The sequence below is a fragment of the Patescibacteria group bacterium genome (assembly GCA_018896215.1).
GTDB lineage: Bacteria > Patescibacteriota > WWE3 > 0-14-0-20-40-13 > 0-14-0-20-40-13 > JAHINB01.
Genome location: JAHINB010000010.1, coordinates 13,138 through 31,490, shown reverse-complemented (window position 1 = coordinate 31,490; position 18,353 = coordinate 13,138). Strand labels below are relative to the sequence as shown.

Genomic DNA, 18,353 nt, shown 5'->3' with positions numbered 1-18,353 from the left:
AAGCTGAGCCGTTAGGCGATGCGGGCGGGGAAACGCTGGGGCTATGTTCATTATAGGTAAGAGATAGAATAGGAAATAGTAAGGCACGATGGCGAAGTGGAAACGCTGGGGTCTGCAAAACCTCGATGCGAGGGTTCGATTCCCTCTCGTGCCTCCACTAGAAACAGTTCCCGCCAAAGGCGGATTACTGTTTCTTGTGTCCTCCGTAGCTTTAGCGTAGGAGGACTGATTATTAAGAAATTTAATCTCGCCCACCTTCGCCAAGGCTACGGTGGGCATAAATAGCTGTAATTCGCTTCGTTCATAACAGCTATTAATGGGCCTGTAGCTTAGTTGGTAAAGCGTTGCATTCGCATTGCAAAGACCAGCGGTTCGAATCCGCTCAGGTCCACCACCGCGTCAAACGGGGTTATAGAAGAATAGGAATCATGAGTGGTGTACTATCAAAATTGCAAAATATATCTGTACATAACTGAAAATCCTTTTTACATAAGCCACCACGCCTCGCTTTTTCGCGTTTAATGGGCTTTTTACTCCTTCTAAGTCAATTTTAGTAATTTTTAGACCATTTATGTTTGCAAAGTAGTTTAAGCTCGGTTCAATTCCCCAACCTCTAGAGTTATCCGACTCCAACACCTCTTTTAGAATTTTAGTTTTTAAAACTCGCTGTCCTGACAAAAGAGGTAGAAAATCTCGTTTGAGTCTATGCAAAATAGGATGGTGGTTCTTTAGCACGCCAACGCAAACATCAAATTTCCCATCCACAACTGGCGCAATAAGTTGCCTTATATGGTAATCGGTGATCTCAGATAGATCCGCATCCAAAAGCAAAACAAATCCTGTTCTAACTCGTTTGAGACCTTCTCTTATCGCGCCACCTTTTCCAATATTTTGATTTAGACGAGTGGCGATTACCTTAGGAAATTTTTTGGCAATATCTAGGGAGTTGTCGGTACTTCCATCGTCAACAACAACTATGCTATTGATATGCGGAGAGATACTTAAGACAGAAAGAACCGCTCCAATTCGGGGAGCTTCGTTATAACAGGGAACTATGGCATCAACTTTAGTCATGGTAAAATCAACTGCATGCAAGATATCATATCCTTTGATGAATTCAAAAGGCTAGACCTCCGAAAATGATGTTGTATTTGGATAAATACACCGATGCCATTGTTTTTACTGGCGATGGTGATTACTATTGGGTCATTGAATACTTGCTGAAAAACAAAGGAACAGTTAGGATTTTTGGGTCAGGAAGAACGATTGCTCACGAATTAAAACAATTATTAAAAGGAAGTGTTACCGACATACAATTAATTAGAGATATTGTTGAGTTGGAATAAAAATAGGACAGACACTTTTAAAGGATCTGTCCCTCGGGATTATGGGTGCAGTTTATCAAATGGATATAAAAAGGTCAATATTAATTTTAAAGCTATGATCTTAGTTACCGGTGGGGCGGGGTATATTGGTTCGCATACAGTCAAAGCGCTCTTAAAAGAGGGTAGAGAAGTAGTGGTTTTTGATAATCTAGAGCAAGGTCCCGAAGATTTTATCAGAGATGCGACTCTTATCGTTGGTGATATTAGGAATTCTAACGATCTCAAAAAGCTTGATAATTATCAAATTGACGCTTGTTTGCATTTTGCGGCTTATGCATCAGTTGGCGAATCCGTAAAAGATCCCTCAAAATATTTTAAGAACAATGTCGTAGGTTCCTTTAATCTTATTGATTATCTAAATAATAGGGGAGTCAAGAAGTTCGTTTTGTCCTCCACTTCCGAAGTGTATGGTGAGGCGCAGTATTTACCAATTGATGAAAGCCATCAGCTAAATCCCACAAACCCATATGGCCTATCTAAACTTATGGTAGAGAATCAATTGTCTTGGTTTAATAAAGCCTACGATTTTAAATATACAGCCTTGCGTTATTTTAATGCCGCTGGAGCATCTATTGATGGATCATTAGGGGAATCTCATAATCCGGAATATCATCTTATCCCAAATGCTATACTTGGCGCTTTAGGTAAAAAAGATTTTGAATTTACTTTTTCAAAAGTTACTACACCCGACGGTTCTCCGATTCGCGATTTCGTTCATGTAGAAGATTTGGCCACGGCTCATATTTTGGCATTGAGATATTTGGAGGGAGGTGGCGAGTCCGATTGTTTTAATCTTGGAACAGGAAAGGGTTATTCGGTTTTGGAAGTTGCTTCTGAGGTAGAAAAAGTCACTGGGGTTAAATTACCACAAAAATTTGGTACAGCTCGTTCTGGTGAACCGGCAGAGAAGTATGCCAGTTACCAAAAAGCCCAAAAAATTTTGGGCTGGAATCCAAAATATGGATTGGCAGATATCATCCAATCCGCCTATAAATGGCACAAAAAATTGATAAATTTAAATACAACAGACGATCAATCCGCCTAAAAGAATACGATTATTCCCAAAATGGTTGGTATTTTGTTACCATTTGTACCCAAAACCGCAAATGTTTGTTTGGTGAAATTCCATTTGTAGGGGCAGACCAATGTGTCTGCCCAAATCCCGTTGTGCGATTAAATACGGCGGGAAATATTGTTAACAAATGGTGGTTGGAATTAAAAAACAAATTTACCAATGTTGAATTGGATGAATATGTGGTTATGCCAAACCATATCCATGGGATAATCAATATTGTTTTGGGCGCACACCCGTTGGGCGCACACCCGTTGGGCGCACACACAGGTGCGCCCCTACAGGAAATAATTCAATGGTTTAAAACAATGTCAACCAACGAATATATTCGTTTGGTAAAATCGGGTGCGTTGCCTCCATTTGAAAAATCGGTTTGGCAACGGAATTATTACGAACACATTATTAGAACCAAAAACGAATTAAACCGAATTCAATTCTATATTAAAGAAAACCCGGCCATGTGGGAGAGAGACAGAAATAACCTATTAGGAAAGACAACCTAATTTAAATTTAAAGATTTGAGGTATTTTTTAAAATCCTCACTCAAATCTTCCCTTTGCAAAGCAAATTCGACAGTTGCTATGATGTAGTTTAGAGGGTCGCCTGTTGTAACCCATTTTCCCTCAATTGGTTGGGCAATAATCTTTTTTCCCTCTTGTGCCATACTGTTTAAAACATCTGCAACCCAAAGCTCGTTTCCCTTTCCCAGCGGTGTCTCCTCGCACTTTTCGATGACTTCGTAGTTAAAGATAAATCTCCCAAATTGCGCCATATTAGAAAGAGCGGTATCCTTGTTGGCTTTTTCCACCAAGGTTTTTATCTCAAAAGATGCGTCTTTGTTTTTGTACTCAACAGAAGCGTATTTGTGGATTTCCTCCCAAGGAACTTCTTGTACTCCTAGAACCGCCGATGGTAGGTATTTGTAATAAGATTCAATCAGTTGTCCCAGCCCCGGCTTTTCGGAAAGCACTAGATCGTCACCAAAAAGGTAAGCAAAAGGCTCGTCGTTGTCTATGAGGCTTTTGGCGACTAAAAGCGGGGTGGCATTTCCGTAGGGCATATTCCTTTTCTGCCTTACATAGATAAAGTTTGCCAAATTGGGGATATTTCTAATTTTGGCAAGTTTATCACTGTTGTTTTTCGACTCCAGAATGTACTCCAGCCCCACATTGCTGTCAAAATAATCTTCTAGCGCTGACTGCCCCTGTTGCGTAACCAAAATAATGTCGGTGATGCCCGAAGCAACACACTCATCAACTACATGATGAATAATCGGTTTGTCAATAATGGGGAGCATCTGCTTGGGTTGATTTTTAGTTGCCGGCAAAAAGCGGGTGGCGTTTCCAGCCACCGCAATAACAGCTTTGGTTACCTTAGGATAAGACTTCATGATTTATCTAATGATTGTTAAAACTTCGCTCCAGCGAGCGGATTTTCCATTTATGGTTACAGAGACTAGACCGTTTTGCGCGCCTTCTGGAATCTTAGCTTCTATTTGGGTATCGCTCCAAAATGGAGTGTTTTCACGATTTAGCGTTACTCCCCCAATCTCGACAAAACTTTCTTTTTGCGCCTCTCCAAAGTTGGTACCGTATATAAGTATCGAATCGCCAATTTTACCGTAGGGTTTTTCGACCTTGGTAATTGTTGGCGCATTTGTGGGGTAGGGAATACTATCCTCGTCAACCGCAAGAGAAGGGTATTTATCCAATGTAGCACCGGCTTGATAACTGGTTTCTTGCTTGCTTATATATACAGATAGGGGAATTGCAACCACCAGAGCAATCATTAAAGAGTACGAGACAAAACTTTTTAAGCTTATCTCATCAATTTTACCTAAAAATCTTTTAAACATATCTTCATTTGGTAAAGCAGATACTTTTTCCTCTATGATCTAGCTTTGTGGTGATGTCCTCCATAAAGCCCTTTCGTCCTAGTATAGCACGAGTGGTGTCGCTTTCGGAAAAAACCACAGGAACATCTAGATTATAATCTTTGCCTAATTTTATTTTCATTGTTCCGGTATATCCAAAAGATTCGCTCCCGCCAAACCCACGCAACACCGTTCTTTCTAACGACTCGTACTCACCCCCGTAAACTTCGTCAGCAATGCTTTTTGGAATAGTGCTAACCACAGCTCCACTGTCCACTAAGAATTCCACTTTTTTGATGCCGTTTTTGGTAAAAACTGGAACTGCTAAATTGGGCTCAAAAACCATGCCAAAAACTTTGTAGTTGATGTCTTTGTAGGGGGCAACCAAAAGGCACTCCCCGGTTGTATTTCCAGTATACCTATTGTAGGTATCTTTAAAAAGATAGGTTGCGGTGGCACAAAATAGAACAAAAGTACCAAGGGCGATAACAAGTTTGGCAATTCGCGAAATCCACATATTTTGTAATTATACCCTACGCATTATAAAATGCTACGGGTATATACCCATCTAAGCTACTTGTGCAATCCGCTGGATTGCAAACTAGCGTAAGATGGGCATATACACTACTGAAACGAGTTATTTTCGGAATAGTCGAATACTCCGCGACTTGTCGCGGAGAGATTCATTGTTGACTGGTTATTATTATTATGATTATGATTATGATTATGATAATTTTGCCCCTGCGGATGTATAAAACGCTACATAAAATATCAACTTTAAAAGAAAAATTCCTTTAGGAACAAGAACAAAATGGGCTCAGAGCCAAATTTGGCTCTGAGCCTAATTCGGGTGCCTAGCTTTCTCGACCCCGTAATTTCTTGCCTTTCGACCATTAACAACCTCCTTTCTCAAATAAAATCCACTTTGCAAACAATCGGTGATCTAAAACAAAAGTTTCTCTAAAAGCGTCCCTGCCCTGAGCATAGTCGAAGGGTTTCCCATAACAAGATTTAAGAAAAAAGACTAAAATTTTTCGCCTAAGGCGAAAGCGTTACAAGACACCCAACCACCGAAGGTGGGGGAGTGTCTTATAGTTTTTGACTATTTACACAATTGTTGCTATAATAGCCTTATCACAATTCAGCCTGTCCCGCCCTGGTAGGGTAGGGACTAATCTCACAAGGAGAAATCGAAATGAAGACAGTCAACCCGTGCAACCCGTACATTTTTATAGGTGTTGGCATCACCGTCTTGGTCTTGCTTTTGGGGTTGGTGTGTATGATGGACCACATCCCCGCCTGCCAGGTCGCCGGCGGGGGGATTGCCCCCTGCGTGTCGGCGGTCTGGAACATCGTCGTCACCGCCATTGGCGCGGCGGTGGTGGCGGTTTTGGCTTGGGTTGGATTGCAGTACATCCAGCCCATGGGGGCAGATGGAATGCTGATCCCGCCCGCCCTCGCCTTGTTTTACTTAGTTCTTTCGCTGGCGGCGGTTGTTTTTGCCATCGCTGCTGGCATCCGTGGAATCCGCCGTCGCATCCGCCACTCCCGGGCGGAGCATCGGCTGATGATCCTCGACGAACTGGGGTCGATTGCTGCTTCCACGGGACTCCGTGTCTATGACATGGCGGGGTTCTCCGTGGAGGTTTGGGCGGACCCCCCAGGTCGGTCCCGGCGGGTTTTTTGGTCCACCTCACCGGAAGCGGTTCGCCACTTCCTCTCGGGCTGGTACGAGGCCAAGTGCCAGCTGGCTTGGGAGGAGTCTCGGCGGTTGGCGGAGGACAACGGAGACCTTATCACTGTTAACCTCCTCATTAAACGTCCTTGGGCGTTTAACCTCTACCACTTCTTTTGGAAGTTTTTTCATCCGAAGAAGAAATAGAGGTCTGGGATCGCCGGTGAGTGAGTGCAGAAGTTTTGCATCCATTTACCGGCGGTTTGTTATTTTTAATGGTAAAATGGTTTTATGCCAAAGAATACTGCTGTTTTTGTTTGTCAATCGTGTGGAGCCAGCACTCAAAGATGGGAAGGCAAATGCCCAACTTGTGGAGAATGGAATACATTGGTTGAAGAAATTCAACGAGAAAGCAAAAGTTCGACCCGCCTTTGCCAAGGCTACGGCGGGCAAGCAAAGCCTGTAAATCTAAATCAAGTTAAATCGTTTACCAATAGCAGAATCTCCAGCGGGATCGGAGAAATGGATCGGGTGCTGGGCGGGGGGTTTGTGCCAGGCCAGGTAGTGTTATTAGCTGGTGAGCCTGGGATTGGGAAATCGACACTTCTCTTACAAATTGCATCCAAACTAGAAAAACAAAGGGGTCGAACCCCTATAACTGCTTCTGTTCTCTATGTAGCGGGGGAAGAATCTCCGGAACAGATCAAGCTTCGCGCCGAAAGGTTAGGGATCAACCAGACCTTAATCTCAATTCTCCCAATAACAGATGTAGATGAGATAATTTCAAATTTCAATTCCTCGACTGGCGGACAAATTTTAAATCTAATTATTATTGATTCAATCCAAACCCTCACAACCTCCGATTTAACAGGAACAGCTGGCTCCATTGGTCAAGTTAGAGAATGCGCCACAAGAATTTCCGAATACGCCAAAATTAACCACATTCCAGTAATCTTAGTCGGTCACATCACCAAAGATGGAACAATCGCTGGTCCCAAAGTTTTAGAGCATTTGGTGGACACCGTGCTTTATATGGAAGGGGAGAGCAATCATTTATTTAGGCTTTTGCGCACCACAAAAAATAGATTTGGAGCGGTATCCGAGGTGGGAGTTTTTTCGATGAACGACAAAGGTCTGGTAGAAGTTCCCAACCCCTCGGATCTGTTTTTAGAAGAAAGGTTAAAAAATGTACCCGGTTCTGTGGTGACTATTGTGATGGAAGGAACTCGTCCCGTGGCTTTAGAAATTCAAGCTTTAACCTCTAAAACTCCCTTTGGTTTTCCCAAAAGAACCGCCAGCGGTTTTTCTTTAAACAGGTTAAACTTATTATGCGCTGTTTTAACTAAAAGGGCGGGAATAAATTTGTGGGATCAAGATGTCTTTATAAATGTGGCCGGCGGTGTTACCATTGCAGAACCAGCGGGCGATCTGGCAGTCTGTTTGGCAATTGCCTCCAGCGTCAAAAATAAGCCGATAAATGCCAAAACGGTAGCTTTTGGAGAGGTGGGGCTATCGGGCGAAGTGCGAAGGGTAGCAAGAATGGGGGAGAGGAGCAAAGAGGCGAGGAAGTTGGGATTTGGGAATATTGTTAGCGGGGAAAATTTTAAATCTTTATCTCAGAGTATTAATATTGTGCTAGGTTAAAATTTGAAATTGAACTAACTTGGAACTAACTAAACTTCGGAATAATCTCATTAAATTTATAATCGCCATCTCGTTTGGTGCGCTGGCCTTTTTTGCCGCCCGCAAATGGTATTTTGAGACCAACCCTCTCTTAGAAGTCTCGTACTTTGCCGAAGCGGTGATCGCGCTTGTTATTTGCGCTATCGCTTACTTCTTTTTTCCTGCCATGGGTCTTGTGATAACTCGCTGGATGGAGGGAATTATCAACAAAACCGTTACCGTGACGATAAAAAAGCTCGTCAATGACAAAAATATAAGATCAAAAAAAATTAAGCGCGAAAAGAAAGTCGAAAAAGAAAAGTTTCAAAAGCTGGAAGGGGCAGTCTTTGTTGACACCTCGGCAATTATTGACGGAAGAATCTTGGATGTGGCAAAAAGCGGGTTTTTAAGGGGAAAAGTTGTCGTGCCTCGCTTTGTGGTGAGCGAGGTTCAGCAAGTTTCGGATTCGGCAAACGATTTAAAAAGGCAACGAGGCAGAAGGGGGCTTGATATTTTAAACGATCTTAAAAAAGAATGTGGACGCAATTTTATCCTTTATGAATCTAAAGAAAACGGCGAGGTGGATAGTTTATTAGTCAACTACGCTAAAAAATATCACGGGGCAATTGTGACTACGGATTTTAATTTAAATAAGGTTGCTCGTGTTTCCAATATAAAGGTTTTAAATATTAACGATTTGGCCAATTCCTTAAAACAAAATATGCTTCCCCAAGAGAAAGTTCTTTTAAAAATTTCGCAAAAGGGCAAAGAAAGCGGGCAGGGGGTAGGGTACTTAGACGATGGCACTATGATGGTGGTCGAAAATGGGGGTTTGTTTGTGGGAAAAGAGATAGAAGTTGAGGTGCAAAAGGTACTGCAAAAAGAATCCGGACGAATGATCTTCTCCAAAATATTAAACTACAAGCCCTAACTCAATTTATCCACATTAAAACAATTGACCATTGTTGATAAATAATTTTAACTGATATCCAATGGTGTCTGCTTCTGACCTTTTCCTGTCCTAAAGGTCGAGAAATAATTTTAAAACACCACTTGAACGGGCTGCACTTTACCGGAATGGTAATTTTCGCGGCTCGTTCGCATTACGAGGCTCGATAAGTGCAAACATTGTGAAGCACTTATCGTCAGCCGAGTTAGCCCGCCAAAGCTGGAGCCAAAGGCGACTGCGGGCGGGCAGTTTACAAATCCTCTCTTAAACATCCTATAGGTTTTGCTTTTTCCTTCAAAATAGTATATAATGTCGGCTACAAGTTGTGCCAGTGGCACATAATCAATAACTCTGTCAAGAGTACAAGAAAGAAAGGACTGACTGCCATGAAGAAGATGTTCCTGCGTAAGGAGAATCCGTGGGGAAAGCCGAGAATCTTCAAGACCATCGAAATCGGGACTCACAGCGAAGCCGAAACTTTGCGTCATGCTGTCGAGTCCTTTGGTGCGAGAGTCAGCACTTGGGCTGGTGATATCCTTGCCGAGACGCCATTGGGTCAATCCAAGCAGTTGTTGAATCTGGTGACTGCGACGGTTGCAGAGTTGGGATACCCCAACGGTACCCAACTGAGGAATGTGTTTAAAGCCGGTCTGGCTCGGGGTTGGGAACTGTGTCCCGCCGAAGTCGGTCCGCAACTGCGGTTGCAGTACCCTGATCAGCCCGACAACGAGTGGTTGGTCATTGCCATGGAACCTCTCCGCGACTCCCATGGCGATCCGAGCCTGTTCGATGTGGGTTGCGATGGTGGTACTCGTTGGCTCTACGCTGACTATGGCGAGCCCGACAGCTTTTGGAGTGCCAGCTACCGTTTTGTGTTCGTTTCCCGCAAGTAGGTCCTTTGCACTGGGTCGTTTGTATCTTGACCTTTGTGCTTTGGTCTTGCCCCCTTTGGACTCCGTCTCTTGGGCTTTAATGCCGATACAAGAGACGGAGTTTTTGTTATAATGACTTTGGTATTAGGTGAATACGCAAACGGTTAAAAACTGTTCGCTACCGAATCCAGTATCCATACACCCAGAATAATCCCAATTACGGTTTGGACTAGAGCGATGTATTATACTTAAAAAAACGAGGATACTTGGTACAAAGTATTGGTTGAATTTAGTTCACAAATAAGATTCAGCTTTGAGAATATTCAAAAAGTGGTGGTATAGAAGATACTTTGTATGTAAACGACTCCAATGGCGATCCGAACCTGTTCAATGTGAATTGCAATGGTGGTACTCGTTGGCTCAACGCTAACTATGGCAAGCCCGACAACTTTTGGAATGCCAGCAACCGTTTTGTGTTCGTTTCCCGCTAGTCTTCTCATTTCTCCTCTAGATTTTACTAGAGGAGTTTTGTTTTTGCAGATGTAATATCCAACCTCCTAACATTTTCCCCAACTCATCTAATTGCTTGGATAAAAGAATGTACTTTTTATTATCTAGAGATTTTACTTCCCAAAGAACCATCAGGAGAATTTTTAATGTATCATTTTTTCTTATTGTTAGGTTTATAAAATCTTGTTTTTCGGGAGGTTTGGAAAATCCAGCAGAAGCTAGATTTTCAATTATTTCGACAAATAAGTCATCAATTCTTAGTCCAAGTGTGTACCTATGTATTTTGGGGAGTTTTTGGAAATACTCAAACCAGATTATATAGGTGTCTTTTGCATGCTTTACTATTGGAAGTAAATTTGTGCCGTTATTATGATTAAATTCACCCATAAATATCAGGATATCATATCTGCCGATAATCTTCTTGTTGCTTGGAAGGAATTTAGGGATGGCAAACGCGCAAGAATAGATGTGCAGATTTTTGAACACAATTTAATGGAAAATATATTGCAATTAAGCAAAGATTTGAAGACGAAAAGTTACAAACACTCAAAATACACTGTGTTTAAGATTTCCGATCCAAAACCTAGAATTATTCACAAAGCCACGGTTAGGGATAGGTTGCTTCATCACGCTTTACATAGAATGTTATATCCCGTATTTGACAAATATTTTATAGCCGATTCGTACTCGTGCCGTGTTAATAAGGGCTCCCACGCTGCACTTAATAGATTTCGTAAATTTTACTTTAAAGTTTCCAAAAATAACACAAGAACGGCTTGGGTTTTAAAGTGCGATATAAGGAAGTTTTTTGCATCAATAGACCATCAAATTCTTATTGGTATGCTGCAGAATTACATTTCCGATAAAAATATTGTTTGGTTACTTTCGAATGTTATTAACAGTTTTGAGCCAAAGGCTAACAAGGGTCTTCCTTTGGGGAATCTAACATCCCAACTTTTTGCCAATATTTATATGGATAAGTTTGATAAATTTGTTAAATATGTTTTAAGAGTAAAGTTTTACATTCGCTACACTGACGATTTTGTTTTTTTGTCACACGATAAAAATGCTTTAGTAGAACTTTTACCAAAAATTGATAATTTTTTATGGAAAAACCTTTGTTTAAAGCTTAATGAGGATAAAACCGTTATAAAAACTGTGGTTTCTGGGGTTGATTTTTTGGGTTGGGTACATTTTCCTGACCACAGGGTGTTAAGAACGGCTACTAAAAGACATATGTTTAAAAACATTGCTTGCAGTAATGGTAACGAGAAAATTGTGCAATCTTACTTAGGTCTTATTTCTCACGGAAACACTTTTAAACTAAAGCACAAAATAGCAAAGTTAGGATTAAACCCCCATAACCTATAGGATTTGATTTTTCCCTTATTGTAACTTATAATGCCAGCAACTACGCATCAGCGAGGAAAAAATCATTCTGCCTGATTGGCAGAAAAATCTTGCCGAAAAGGCAGAAGGAGGAGGAGATGAGAAAAAGGAAGGTTGTTTGGATTTCGGTTTTGGGTTTTCTGTTGTTGGGTTTTTTGTGGATCTGTTTGGGGTGTTTGATCTGGGTTTCGGTGGCGCTGGCGGGTTCACCGACCCCCCCAACCCCATCGAATACCTCTACGCCCACAACCCCCATCGCGTCTACCGCAACCGCGGTGGCTTCGCACACCCCAACTTCGGAGATTGGGCACCCGCCCACACCGACCGCCCCGCCGACTCGGACAAACACCCCGAGTCCGACCCCCACGCCGACCGCCACCGCGACGCGAACGCCCACGCCGACGGCAACAAGGACACCGACCGCGACCAACACGCGAACGCCCACTCGGACACCCACGTCGACCGCGACGAGTACTCCTACGAGTACTCACACCCCGACCGCCACGGTGACCAGTACCTCAACTGGTACTTGGACGCCCAGTCCAACCCCGACGAGTACGCCGACCGTTACCTCAACGCGTACGCCGACTCGGACTCGCACGCCCACGACGACAAGTAGCCCCACGGCTACTTCAACTCCAACGGCGACGCAGACGGGAACAGCCACGCCGACGGGTACATCCACGGCAACGGCTACGCACACGCCGACAGCAACCGCGACGGTTACACCAACGAGTACACCAACGGTCACCTCGACCGCGACACCGTCGAACACGCCGACTCGGACGAATACTCCGACCAGTACTCCAACATGGACATTCACGCCGACCTGGACTCCGACGAGTACCGTCACGCCGAGCTTGACACCGACCGCGACGGCTACTTGGACTCCGAGTTCCACGCCAACGGTTACACTGACGAACACCCCGACTGCGACTCGCACCGCAACTCCCACACCGACCTCGGGTATCTGCGAGATCGTCAAGATCTCAGTAACGATGAGGGGTAAAACCTACGGGCCGTACGCTCCTGCGGATTATGCAATTGTATTGCCTGATCCTGCACCGTATGGTGAGCCTGTAGTTTTTCACCTTCTTAATTGGGGTGGATCGGTAGAGTGGTGGGTCAACGGTGAGCCAGTGAATCTGACTAACACCCGCGATTTTTCCTTCACTTTTTACGAGTGGGGGACAAATGCAACGGTGCGAGCGAGACTCACTTGGCCACAAGGATGCCCGCCAATTGTTATGTTAGTTGACATCGACCCGGTCAAAACCTACATGCCACTGATGTTTGGTAGGTGAGATGGGGAACTGTTCGAGGTGAAAGTTTGTCTTGCGAAAGCGAGCAGATTTTCACCTCTAGATTTTGGTTATGAGATTCACCCTTCGCTCACGACCTAAAGTCGGAGCTACGGGTATATACCCATCTAAGCTATTTCGCTAACCCTGTCGGGTTGCAAACTAGCATAAGATGGGCATATTCTCGCGCCCAAAATCCAGAGGTTTTTAAATCGGGACAGTCCCGAATGGGATGCAATGAGTCTTATAGTGTTGACATCTAGGATTAAACAGCATATAATGCCAACATTAAATTGTTCGGACAGCTATGAACCACAAGGGGTTCATAGTGGATGATTTATACAGACACATGAAAAAAGACCAAAATGGTGTTTTAAAAAATTTTGTTAAAGGTATTCTGATTGGATCTGCCATAATTGCAGGTCTGGTTGCGTTTCCCCATAAAACACAAGTTAGCGCCGAGGGGGGAATAGACCTTAATATTCAAGATTTTCAAGTTTCTAAAGATAATAATAATTGGGCAACTTCTATCACTAATGTTCCTTTTAAAAACAGGGTTTACTTTTACGCTTTTTTCGAAAACAAAGGCAGTACTCCAGCCGAGAATTTAACTATCAAGGTGGATCTTCCGGATAACACCGCTAATCCCAAGGTTAGTTTAGAAATTTCATCCGACTCGCCCAAGAATGGCGAAACAGCTCAAGGGAACGACTCCAAAGAAGTATCAATCGCGCTTGCCAATGACAATTTACGAGTATTTTTTGACTCCAATACCGCGGTTGCCAAGGGTGACTTTAACGGAGATGGAACAGAGACCGAAATTAATCTAGGAGGCGATGTACTCAAGGGTAAAAATATTGGAACCGTAGTCAGTGGAAAAACCATCAGCGTACTTTTTGAAGGCTATGTGGTGGCAGAAGGCGATCCCGATTTGGCAGTATCCTTAAAATCAGATAAAACCAGCGCGGGAGATGGCAACACCGTTTCGTACTCGTTAGAAATTCATAACACGGTGGTAGGAACCGAAGCTACTGGAGTCAAATTTAAATTGGCAATTCCTGATGCGTTTGCTCAAAGCTCTACGACCAGCGTTACTGCTGTATCGGATAATGCGGGAGATGCTACGGACAGCGCCACGGTAAGTTTTGATAAAGATCATTCAAAATTGGTCTATGTTCCCGGATCGTTAAAAATTAGTTGGGATCAAGATGGCGACGGCACTCAAGATTACAAGGAGTCTTCCCTAAATGACAGCAATCTGTTGGGAAGTGGGGTGGAATTGCCCAGCAACAAAATACTTTTTGGATGCTATGAATATATTGCCTACATTAAATTTGATGCCAAGGTTACCACTCAAGATCAAGGCGAGGCCGAGTTTTGGATCGACAAATTTTTGTCCGACAAGAATAGTGAGTACAAAAGGGATCTATCTTACAAAAGTTTTATGGCAGGAGACAAGATTTTTATCAAGATAAAGTTTGGAAACAGAGGCGAGGCGGATGCCGAAAAGATTAAGGTTGTAGACGAGCTTCCAGACTATCTAAAATTTGACAGCGGAGAAGGGGATTACGATAAAGACGCCAACACGGTAACCTATGAGGTTAAAAACTTAAAGGCTGGATCCGAAGATGAATTTAGCTTCGTGGCTAAAGTCAGAGACTCGTTTGTTGACGGTTGTTATACCAATAAAGCCGAACTCAAACAAGATGGCGAGCAAGTAGGCAAAGACGAAGTAGATTTTTGTCTAGGTAAAGAAGTTACCAAAGAGCTTCCCGAAACTGGGGCTAACAGTAGAGATGGATTTTTGGTTTCGGGGTTGTTATTTGTTGGAGGGTTTGCTTTAAGGTTAATTGCCAAAACTCGCGCTTAAAAAAGACATTTGCTGTTAGCTGTTCACAGTGGGTGGAAGTACAAGGGCAGGGACTTCCATCCACTGGGGGCAGATAGCAGGGGGCAGTGGCTGTCTCCCCCCATTGACAAGATAGATAACTTTTTGTTACTCTATCCATAGTATTATTTTTTGAATCTTCTCCATAACATGCCACAAGAAACACCAGTTACCTCTATTACTCAAGACAATCGTTACGCCTCTTATCCCGCTCCTAGACGGGAATACGGTCGGGACTACCACCAAGAGGGGTCAAATGATTTTACCGGCGAAACAATTAAAGTTTCCGGTGTTTTAGAAATTTTGCAAGATTACGGGGTTTTGCGACAAGAGAAAAGCTTTTCCGAAACCGACTCGTCCAGAGCGAGTTTGCCACGCGATGTCTATGTCTCGCAATCCCAAATTAAAAGATTTAACTTAAGAATGGGGGATAATTTAGAGGGATTTGCCCGACCCCCCAAAGAAGGGGAGCGTTATCTCTCTTTGCTAAAAGTTGAAAAAGTAGAAGGCATGGATCCCGACAAGGCGCAAAAAAGACCGTTTTTTGACAAGCTTACTCCAATTTACCCCAATAAAAGACTTATTTTAGAAACTATCAAAGATGTCATTACAACTCGTCTGATTGATATTGTCTCGCCAATTGGTATGGGGACTCGAGGTATGATTGTTAGCCCGCCAAAAGCTGGTAAAACTTGGGTTCTAAAGGATATTGCGGCGGGAATAGAAAAGAATTACCCCGAGATAATTTTAAAGGTGGTTCTAATCGGCGAGCGACCCGAAGAGGTTACTGATATGCGAAGATCGGTCAAAGGCGATGTTTTTGCCAGCAACTTTGACGAAGACGCCGAGGTTCAAACCCGAGTTGCCGAAACTGCGCTTGAGCAATGTAAACGCCTTGCCGAAACCGGTAAAAATGTGGTTATTTTAATGGATTCTATTACCCGTTTAGCCCGCGCTTATAACTTGGTGGTTGCGCCATCAGGCAGAACTCTCTCTGGCGGAATTGATCCCACAAGTTTGTACCCGCCAAAACACTTTTTTGGCGCGGCCCGAAATTTTGAAGAGGGCGGATCACTGACCGTTCTGGCAACGGCGTTGGTGGATACCGGCTCTAAAATGGATGATGTGATTTACGAGGAATTTAAAGGGACGGGTAACATGGAGTTGCATTTAGACAGATCCTTGGCCAATCGGGGAATCTATCCAGCTATAGATATCGCAGATTCGGGGACGCGCAACTGGGAGCTGCTTTTTGATAAAAAAGAAATGGAGGCGGTTTACCGAATTAGAAGGATGGTGGATCTGCTTGATCCTAAAGAAGCCACGGAGCTGGTAATCGCTCGTCTTAAAAAAACCAAGGACAATAAGGAATTTCTTGAGACTCTCCACGAGAATAAGTGAACCAGATCTTGTATAATGGGTGCTAATGTTTCGATTTAGGACTACAAAAACTAATCTTAGATCATCCTTCTCCCAAGTTAGATCCAGTCGCAAAACCAAGATAAAAAAGCGAATTGAGATTATGCGGGAGTTTGTACTGTTTCTAATATTCTATACAATTGCTAAGTCCAAAAAACTGGCAAAAGCAATCTCACAGATTCTTTTCTTGGCGCCACTGGCATTTACCCAAACCAAAAATTTTATTACCCGCAAGCTAATTTGGGGCAGAGGAAGGCTAGTTCGCCCGTTTATTAGTTTTGGTGTAACTTGTTTTATTATTCTGGTTTTTTTAACTGGGGGGTTTTATCAATATAAGCTAGTTCGAGCGCAAACAACCGAGTCGGCATTTGTTTCGGGGGTGGGGTTTATTTTGCCTCAAAGAATAACAGCAACCACGGTTTTGCCTTCGGGAAGGGTTCGCGATACCGAGTTGTCCTATGAAGTGCAGTCAGGGGACACGCTATCCTCGATTGGGCAGGAATTTGGTGTAACAATAGAAACTATTCGCTATGCCAACAATATCACAAACCCCAACTCGCTAAAAGTTGGACAAGCTCTTAACATTCCTCCGGTAAGTGGGGTAATTCACACGGTGGCGTCGGGAGATACAATTGACTCTATTGCTACAAAATACAGTGTGGCTTCGCAGGCTATTGCCGACTTTAACTACTTAAACGAGCCATTCTTGCTGGCTCTGGGGCAAAAATTAATTGTTCCTGACGCTGCAATTCCGGTACCTGTTGTAATTGTAAAACCTACAATAGTAACCTCTTATGACAGTTCCGCATACACAAACATTCCTTATGCTGGTTCTGGAAAAGTAGGGGAAGGTAATTTTATTTGGCCAACACGAAATCGTACCATTACGCAATACTTTTCGTGGTATCATCCTGCCATTGACATTGCGGTTATGTCTCCAATTTATGCTTCGGACTCGGGAACAGTAGTTAGAAGCGGTTGGTGGGCAAATGGCTATGGCTTTGCGGTGCAAATTGATCACAATAATGGTTTTGTCACAACATACGCCCACATGAGCAGTTTATATGTTTCGGTGGGAGATGAAGTTGGTCAAGGAGAAGAAATTGGCATGATGGGATCAACTGGTAGATCAACTGGGCTCCATACCCACTTTACTATTCAGTATAATGGAAGATTCCAGAATCCACTCGATTATCTGTAGAAATAATAAGGGACGATCCCTTAAAAGGCATTTGATCGGAACTGCATTAGGGATCGTCCCTAATGAAAATATATGGTTGATAAGATACAAATTAAAATTAAAGCTGGAGACGGGGGAGATGGAGCAGTCCACTTTATGCGGGAACGCTACTGTCCTAAAGGCGGTCCCGATGGTGGGGATGGTGGTAGAGGTGGCGATGTTTATTTGCAAGTAGATACCAACTTACTTACTTTATATGATTTTAGGAGTAAAAGCATTTACGAGGCGCAAGGCGGTGGGCACGGGGGATCGGACAAGTGCACTGGTAAATCGGGTACAGATTTGACTCTTTTAGTCCCAGCGGGCACGATTATCATGGAGGGTGATAAAGTCATTGCTGATCTGACAGAACCAAAAGAAAAAGTCATGATAGCTCGTGGCGGTAAGGGGGGAGTCGGCAACTATCAATTTAGATCAGCCCGCAACCAAGTTCCTTATAAAGCGACTCCGGGTGGCGTAGGGCAAGAGCGCGACTTAACTTTGGAGCTTAAATTTATTGCCGATGTGGGAATCATTGGTCTTCCGAGCTCCGGCAAAACCTCACTTCTAAATGTTTTAACCACCTCACATGGTAAGGTGGCAAGTTACCATTTTACAACTTTAGCGCCTAATCTTGGCGTTATGGAATCAAAGGAATGCCGTATTCCTATTGCTGATATTCCAGGTCTAATCGAAGGGGCTTCGGAGGGAAAGGGCTTAGGTCATAACTTTTTGCGCCATATCGAAAGAACCAAGGTTTTAATTCATGTGATTGATATTGCGGAGCTTCCTCAAAGTGAGGCAAATCTCATCAAGCGATACAAAGTAGTACGAGACGAATTGGAAAAGTGGGGTTCTGAACTGCTAAAAAAGCCAGAGATTGTGGTGTTAAATAAGATAGACCTAATAAGTTCTTCCGCCTTCGCCAAGGCTACGGCGGACAAGCAAATTTCAAAAAAGTTTATTGCTATATCAACTGTTACGGGGGAGGGGATAGAGGAATTAAAGAAGGCTATTGTGGCAACAGTTAAAAGTGTTTCGGTAGAAGATTTTGCGGTTAAGCAAACTTTAGCTCCCGTAGAATATAATCTCGAAACCGTTCCCAACCGCCGAATGGTTTTTAGAATTTAAGAGTTAAA

At 43.3% G+C, this 18,353-nt stretch carries 21 protein-coding genes and 2 tRNA genes; 17 read left to right on the top strand and 6 right to left on the bottom strand.

Annotation, left to right across the window (positions count from 1 at the left end; all coding sequences use genetic code 11):
- Positions 1-82: 82 nt before the first annotated feature.
- Positions 83-157 (top strand) — tRNA-Cys (locus tag KKF75_02250).
- Between the two features lie 161 nt (positions 158-318).
- A tRNA-Ala gene (locus tag KKF75_02245) sits at positions 319-394 on the top strand.
- 32 nt (positions 395-426) lie between these two features.
- Here the strand turns inward: KKF75_02245 and KKF75_02240 are convergent.
- A complete protein-coding gene (locus tag KKF75_02240; GenBank protein ID MBU4381014.1) occupies positions 427-1,074 on the bottom strand; it encodes a glycosyltransferase family 2 protein in 648 nt (215 codons plus the stop codon).
- Positions 1,075-1,139: 65 nt separating this feature from the next.
- Between KKF75_02240 and KKF75_02235 the strand changes: the two genes are divergently transcribed.
- The 3 genes from KKF75_02235 (at position 1,140) to KKF75_02225 (ending at position 2,960) form a co-directional block, all read left to right on the top strand.
- Positions 1,140-1,346: a hypothetical protein gene (locus KKF75_02235; protein MBU4381013.1), complete on the top strand. Its 207-nt coding sequence runs from the start codon at positions 1,140-1,142 to the stop codon at positions 1,344-1,346.
- Positions 1,347-1,440: 94 nt separating this feature from the next.
- Positions 1,441-2,430 carry a UDP-glucose 4-epimerase GalE gene (galE, locus tag KKF75_02230; GenBank protein MBU4381012.1) on the top strand — a complete coding sequence of 330 codons (990 nt, stop codon included), beginning with the start codon at positions 1,441-1,443 and terminating at the stop codon, positions 2,428-2,430.
- Positions 2,379-2,960: a hypothetical protein gene (locus KKF75_02225; GenBank protein MBU4381011.1), complete on the top strand. Its 582-nt coding sequence runs from the start codon at positions 2,379-2,381 to the stop codon at positions 2,958-2,960. The genes galE and KKF75_02225 overlap by 52 nt, the downstream gene beginning before the upstream one ends.
- Here the strand turns inward: KKF75_02225 and KKF75_02220 are convergent.
- The 3 genes from KKF75_02220 to KKF75_02210 are packed head-to-tail and all read right to left on the bottom strand — an operon-like array spanning position 2,957 to position 4,847.
- Positions 2,957-3,847, bottom strand: a complete 891-nt coding sequence (locus KKF75_02220; GenBank protein ID MBU4381010.1) for a UTP--glucose-1-phosphate uridylyltransferase — start codon at positions 3,845-3,847, stop codon at positions 2,957-2,959. The genes KKF75_02225 and KKF75_02220 overlap by 4 nt on opposite strands.
- A 3-nt stretch (positions 3,848-3,850) precedes the next feature.
- Positions 3,851-4,312 carry an IPT/TIG domain-containing protein gene (locus KKF75_02215; GenBank protein MBU4381009.1) on the bottom strand — a complete coding sequence of 154 codons (462 nt, stop codon included), beginning with the start codon at positions 4,310-4,312 and terminating at the stop codon, positions 3,851-3,853.
- A gap of 4 nt (positions 4,313-4,316) precedes the next feature.
- Positions 4,317-4,847, bottom strand: a complete 531-nt coding sequence (locus KKF75_02210) for an aspartyl protease family protein (protein MBU4381008.1) — start codon at positions 4,845-4,847, stop codon at positions 4,317-4,319.
- Between the two features lie 762 nt (positions 4,848-5,609).
- Between KKF75_02210 and KKF75_02205 the strand changes: the two genes are divergently transcribed.
- The 4 genes from KKF75_02205 to KKF75_02190 all read left to right on the top strand — a co-directional run bounded on the left by KKF75_02205 (position 5,610) and on the right by KKF75_02190 (position 9,509).
- Positions 5,610-6,212: a hypothetical protein gene (locus tag KKF75_02205; GenBank protein ID MBU4381007.1), complete on the top strand. Its 603-nt coding sequence runs from the start codon at positions 5,610-5,612 to the stop codon at positions 6,210-6,212.
- 84 nt (positions 6,213-6,296) lie between these two features.
- A complete protein-coding gene (gene radA / locus KKF75_02200) occupies positions 6,297-7,649 on the top strand; it encodes a DNA repair protein RadA (protein ID MBU4381006.1) in 1,353 nt (450 codons plus the stop codon).
- A 19-nt stretch (positions 7,650-7,668) separates the two neighbouring features.
- On the top strand, positions 7,669-8,598 hold the full coding sequence (locus KKF75_02195) for a TRAM domain-containing protein (protein MBU4381005.1): 930 nt from the start codon (positions 7,669-7,671) through the stop codon (positions 8,596-8,598).
- A 404-nt stretch (positions 8,599-9,002) separates the two neighbouring features.
- A complete protein-coding gene (locus KKF75_02190) occupies positions 9,003-9,509 on the top strand; it encodes a hypothetical protein (protein ID MBU4381004.1) in 507 nt (168 codons plus the stop codon).
- Between the two features lie 302 nt (positions 9,510-9,811).
- Here KKF75_02190 and KKF75_02185 read toward each other — a convergent pair whose 3' ends face one another.
- Both KKF75_02185 and KKF75_02180 read right to left on the bottom strand, forming a co-directional pair.
- Positions 9,812-9,988 (bottom strand): hypothetical protein, encoded by a 177-nt coding sequence (locus tag KKF75_02185; protein MBU4381003.1) that lies wholly within the window; start codon positions 9,986-9,988, stop codon positions 9,812-9,814.
- Between the two features lie 7 nt (positions 9,989-9,995).
- A complete protein-coding gene (locus KKF75_02180) occupies positions 9,996-10,385 on the bottom strand; it encodes a four helix bundle protein (protein MBU4381002.1) in 390 nt (129 codons plus the stop codon).
- Here KKF75_02180 and KKF75_02175 point away from each other — a divergent pair.
- From KKF75_02175 to obgE, 8 genes are all read left to right on the top strand, one after another.
- Entirely contained in the window at positions 10,368-11,369 is a 1,002-nt protein-coding gene (locus tag KKF75_02175) for a reverse transcriptase/maturase family protein (protein MBU4381001.1), read from the top strand. The genes KKF75_02180 and KKF75_02175 overlap by 18 nt on opposite strands.
- 136 nt (positions 11,370-11,505) lie before the next feature.
- Positions 11,506-12,006 (top strand): MSCRAMM family adhesin SdrC, encoded by a 501-nt coding sequence (locus KKF75_02170; protein ID MBU4381000.1) that lies wholly within the window; start codon positions 11,506-11,508, stop codon positions 12,004-12,006.
- Positions 12,007-12,198: 192 nt separating this feature from the next.
- The gene (locus tag KKF75_02165; protein MBU4380999.1) at positions 12,199-12,396 is read left to right on the top strand and encodes a hypothetical protein; all 198 of its coding nucleotides are present in this window, start codon (positions 12,199-12,201) and stop codon (positions 12,394-12,396) included.
- Between the two features lie 40 nt (positions 12,397-12,436).
- A complete protein-coding gene (locus tag KKF75_02160; GenBank protein ID MBU4380998.1) occupies positions 12,437-12,691 on the top strand; it encodes a hypothetical protein in 255 nt (84 codons plus the stop codon).
- 346 nt (positions 12,692-13,037) lie between these two features.
- A complete protein-coding gene (locus tag KKF75_02155; GenBank protein ID MBU4380997.1) occupies positions 13,038-14,558 on the top strand; it encodes a hypothetical protein in 1,521 nt (506 codons plus the stop codon).
- A gap of 168 nt (positions 14,559-14,726) precedes the next feature.
- Complete coding sequence (gene rho / locus KKF75_02150; GenBank protein ID MBU4380996.1) at positions 14,727-15,977, top strand: transcription termination factor Rho; 1,251 nt, start codon at positions 14,727-14,729, stop codon at positions 15,975-15,977.
- Positions 15,978-16,002: 25 nt separating this feature from the next.
- Positions 16,003-17,196 carry a M23 family metallopeptidase gene (locus KKF75_02145; protein ID MBU4380995.1) on the top strand — a complete coding sequence of 398 codons (1,194 nt, stop codon included), beginning with the start codon at positions 16,003-16,005 and terminating at the stop codon, positions 17,194-17,196.
- A gap of 72 nt (positions 17,197-17,268) precedes the next feature.
- On the top strand, positions 17,269-18,345 hold the full coding sequence (gene obgE, locus KKF75_02140; protein ID MBU4380994.1) for a GTPase ObgE: 1,077 nt from the start codon (positions 17,269-17,271) through the stop codon (positions 18,343-18,345).
- The last annotated feature ends 8 nt before the right edge of the window (positions 18,346-18,353 follow it).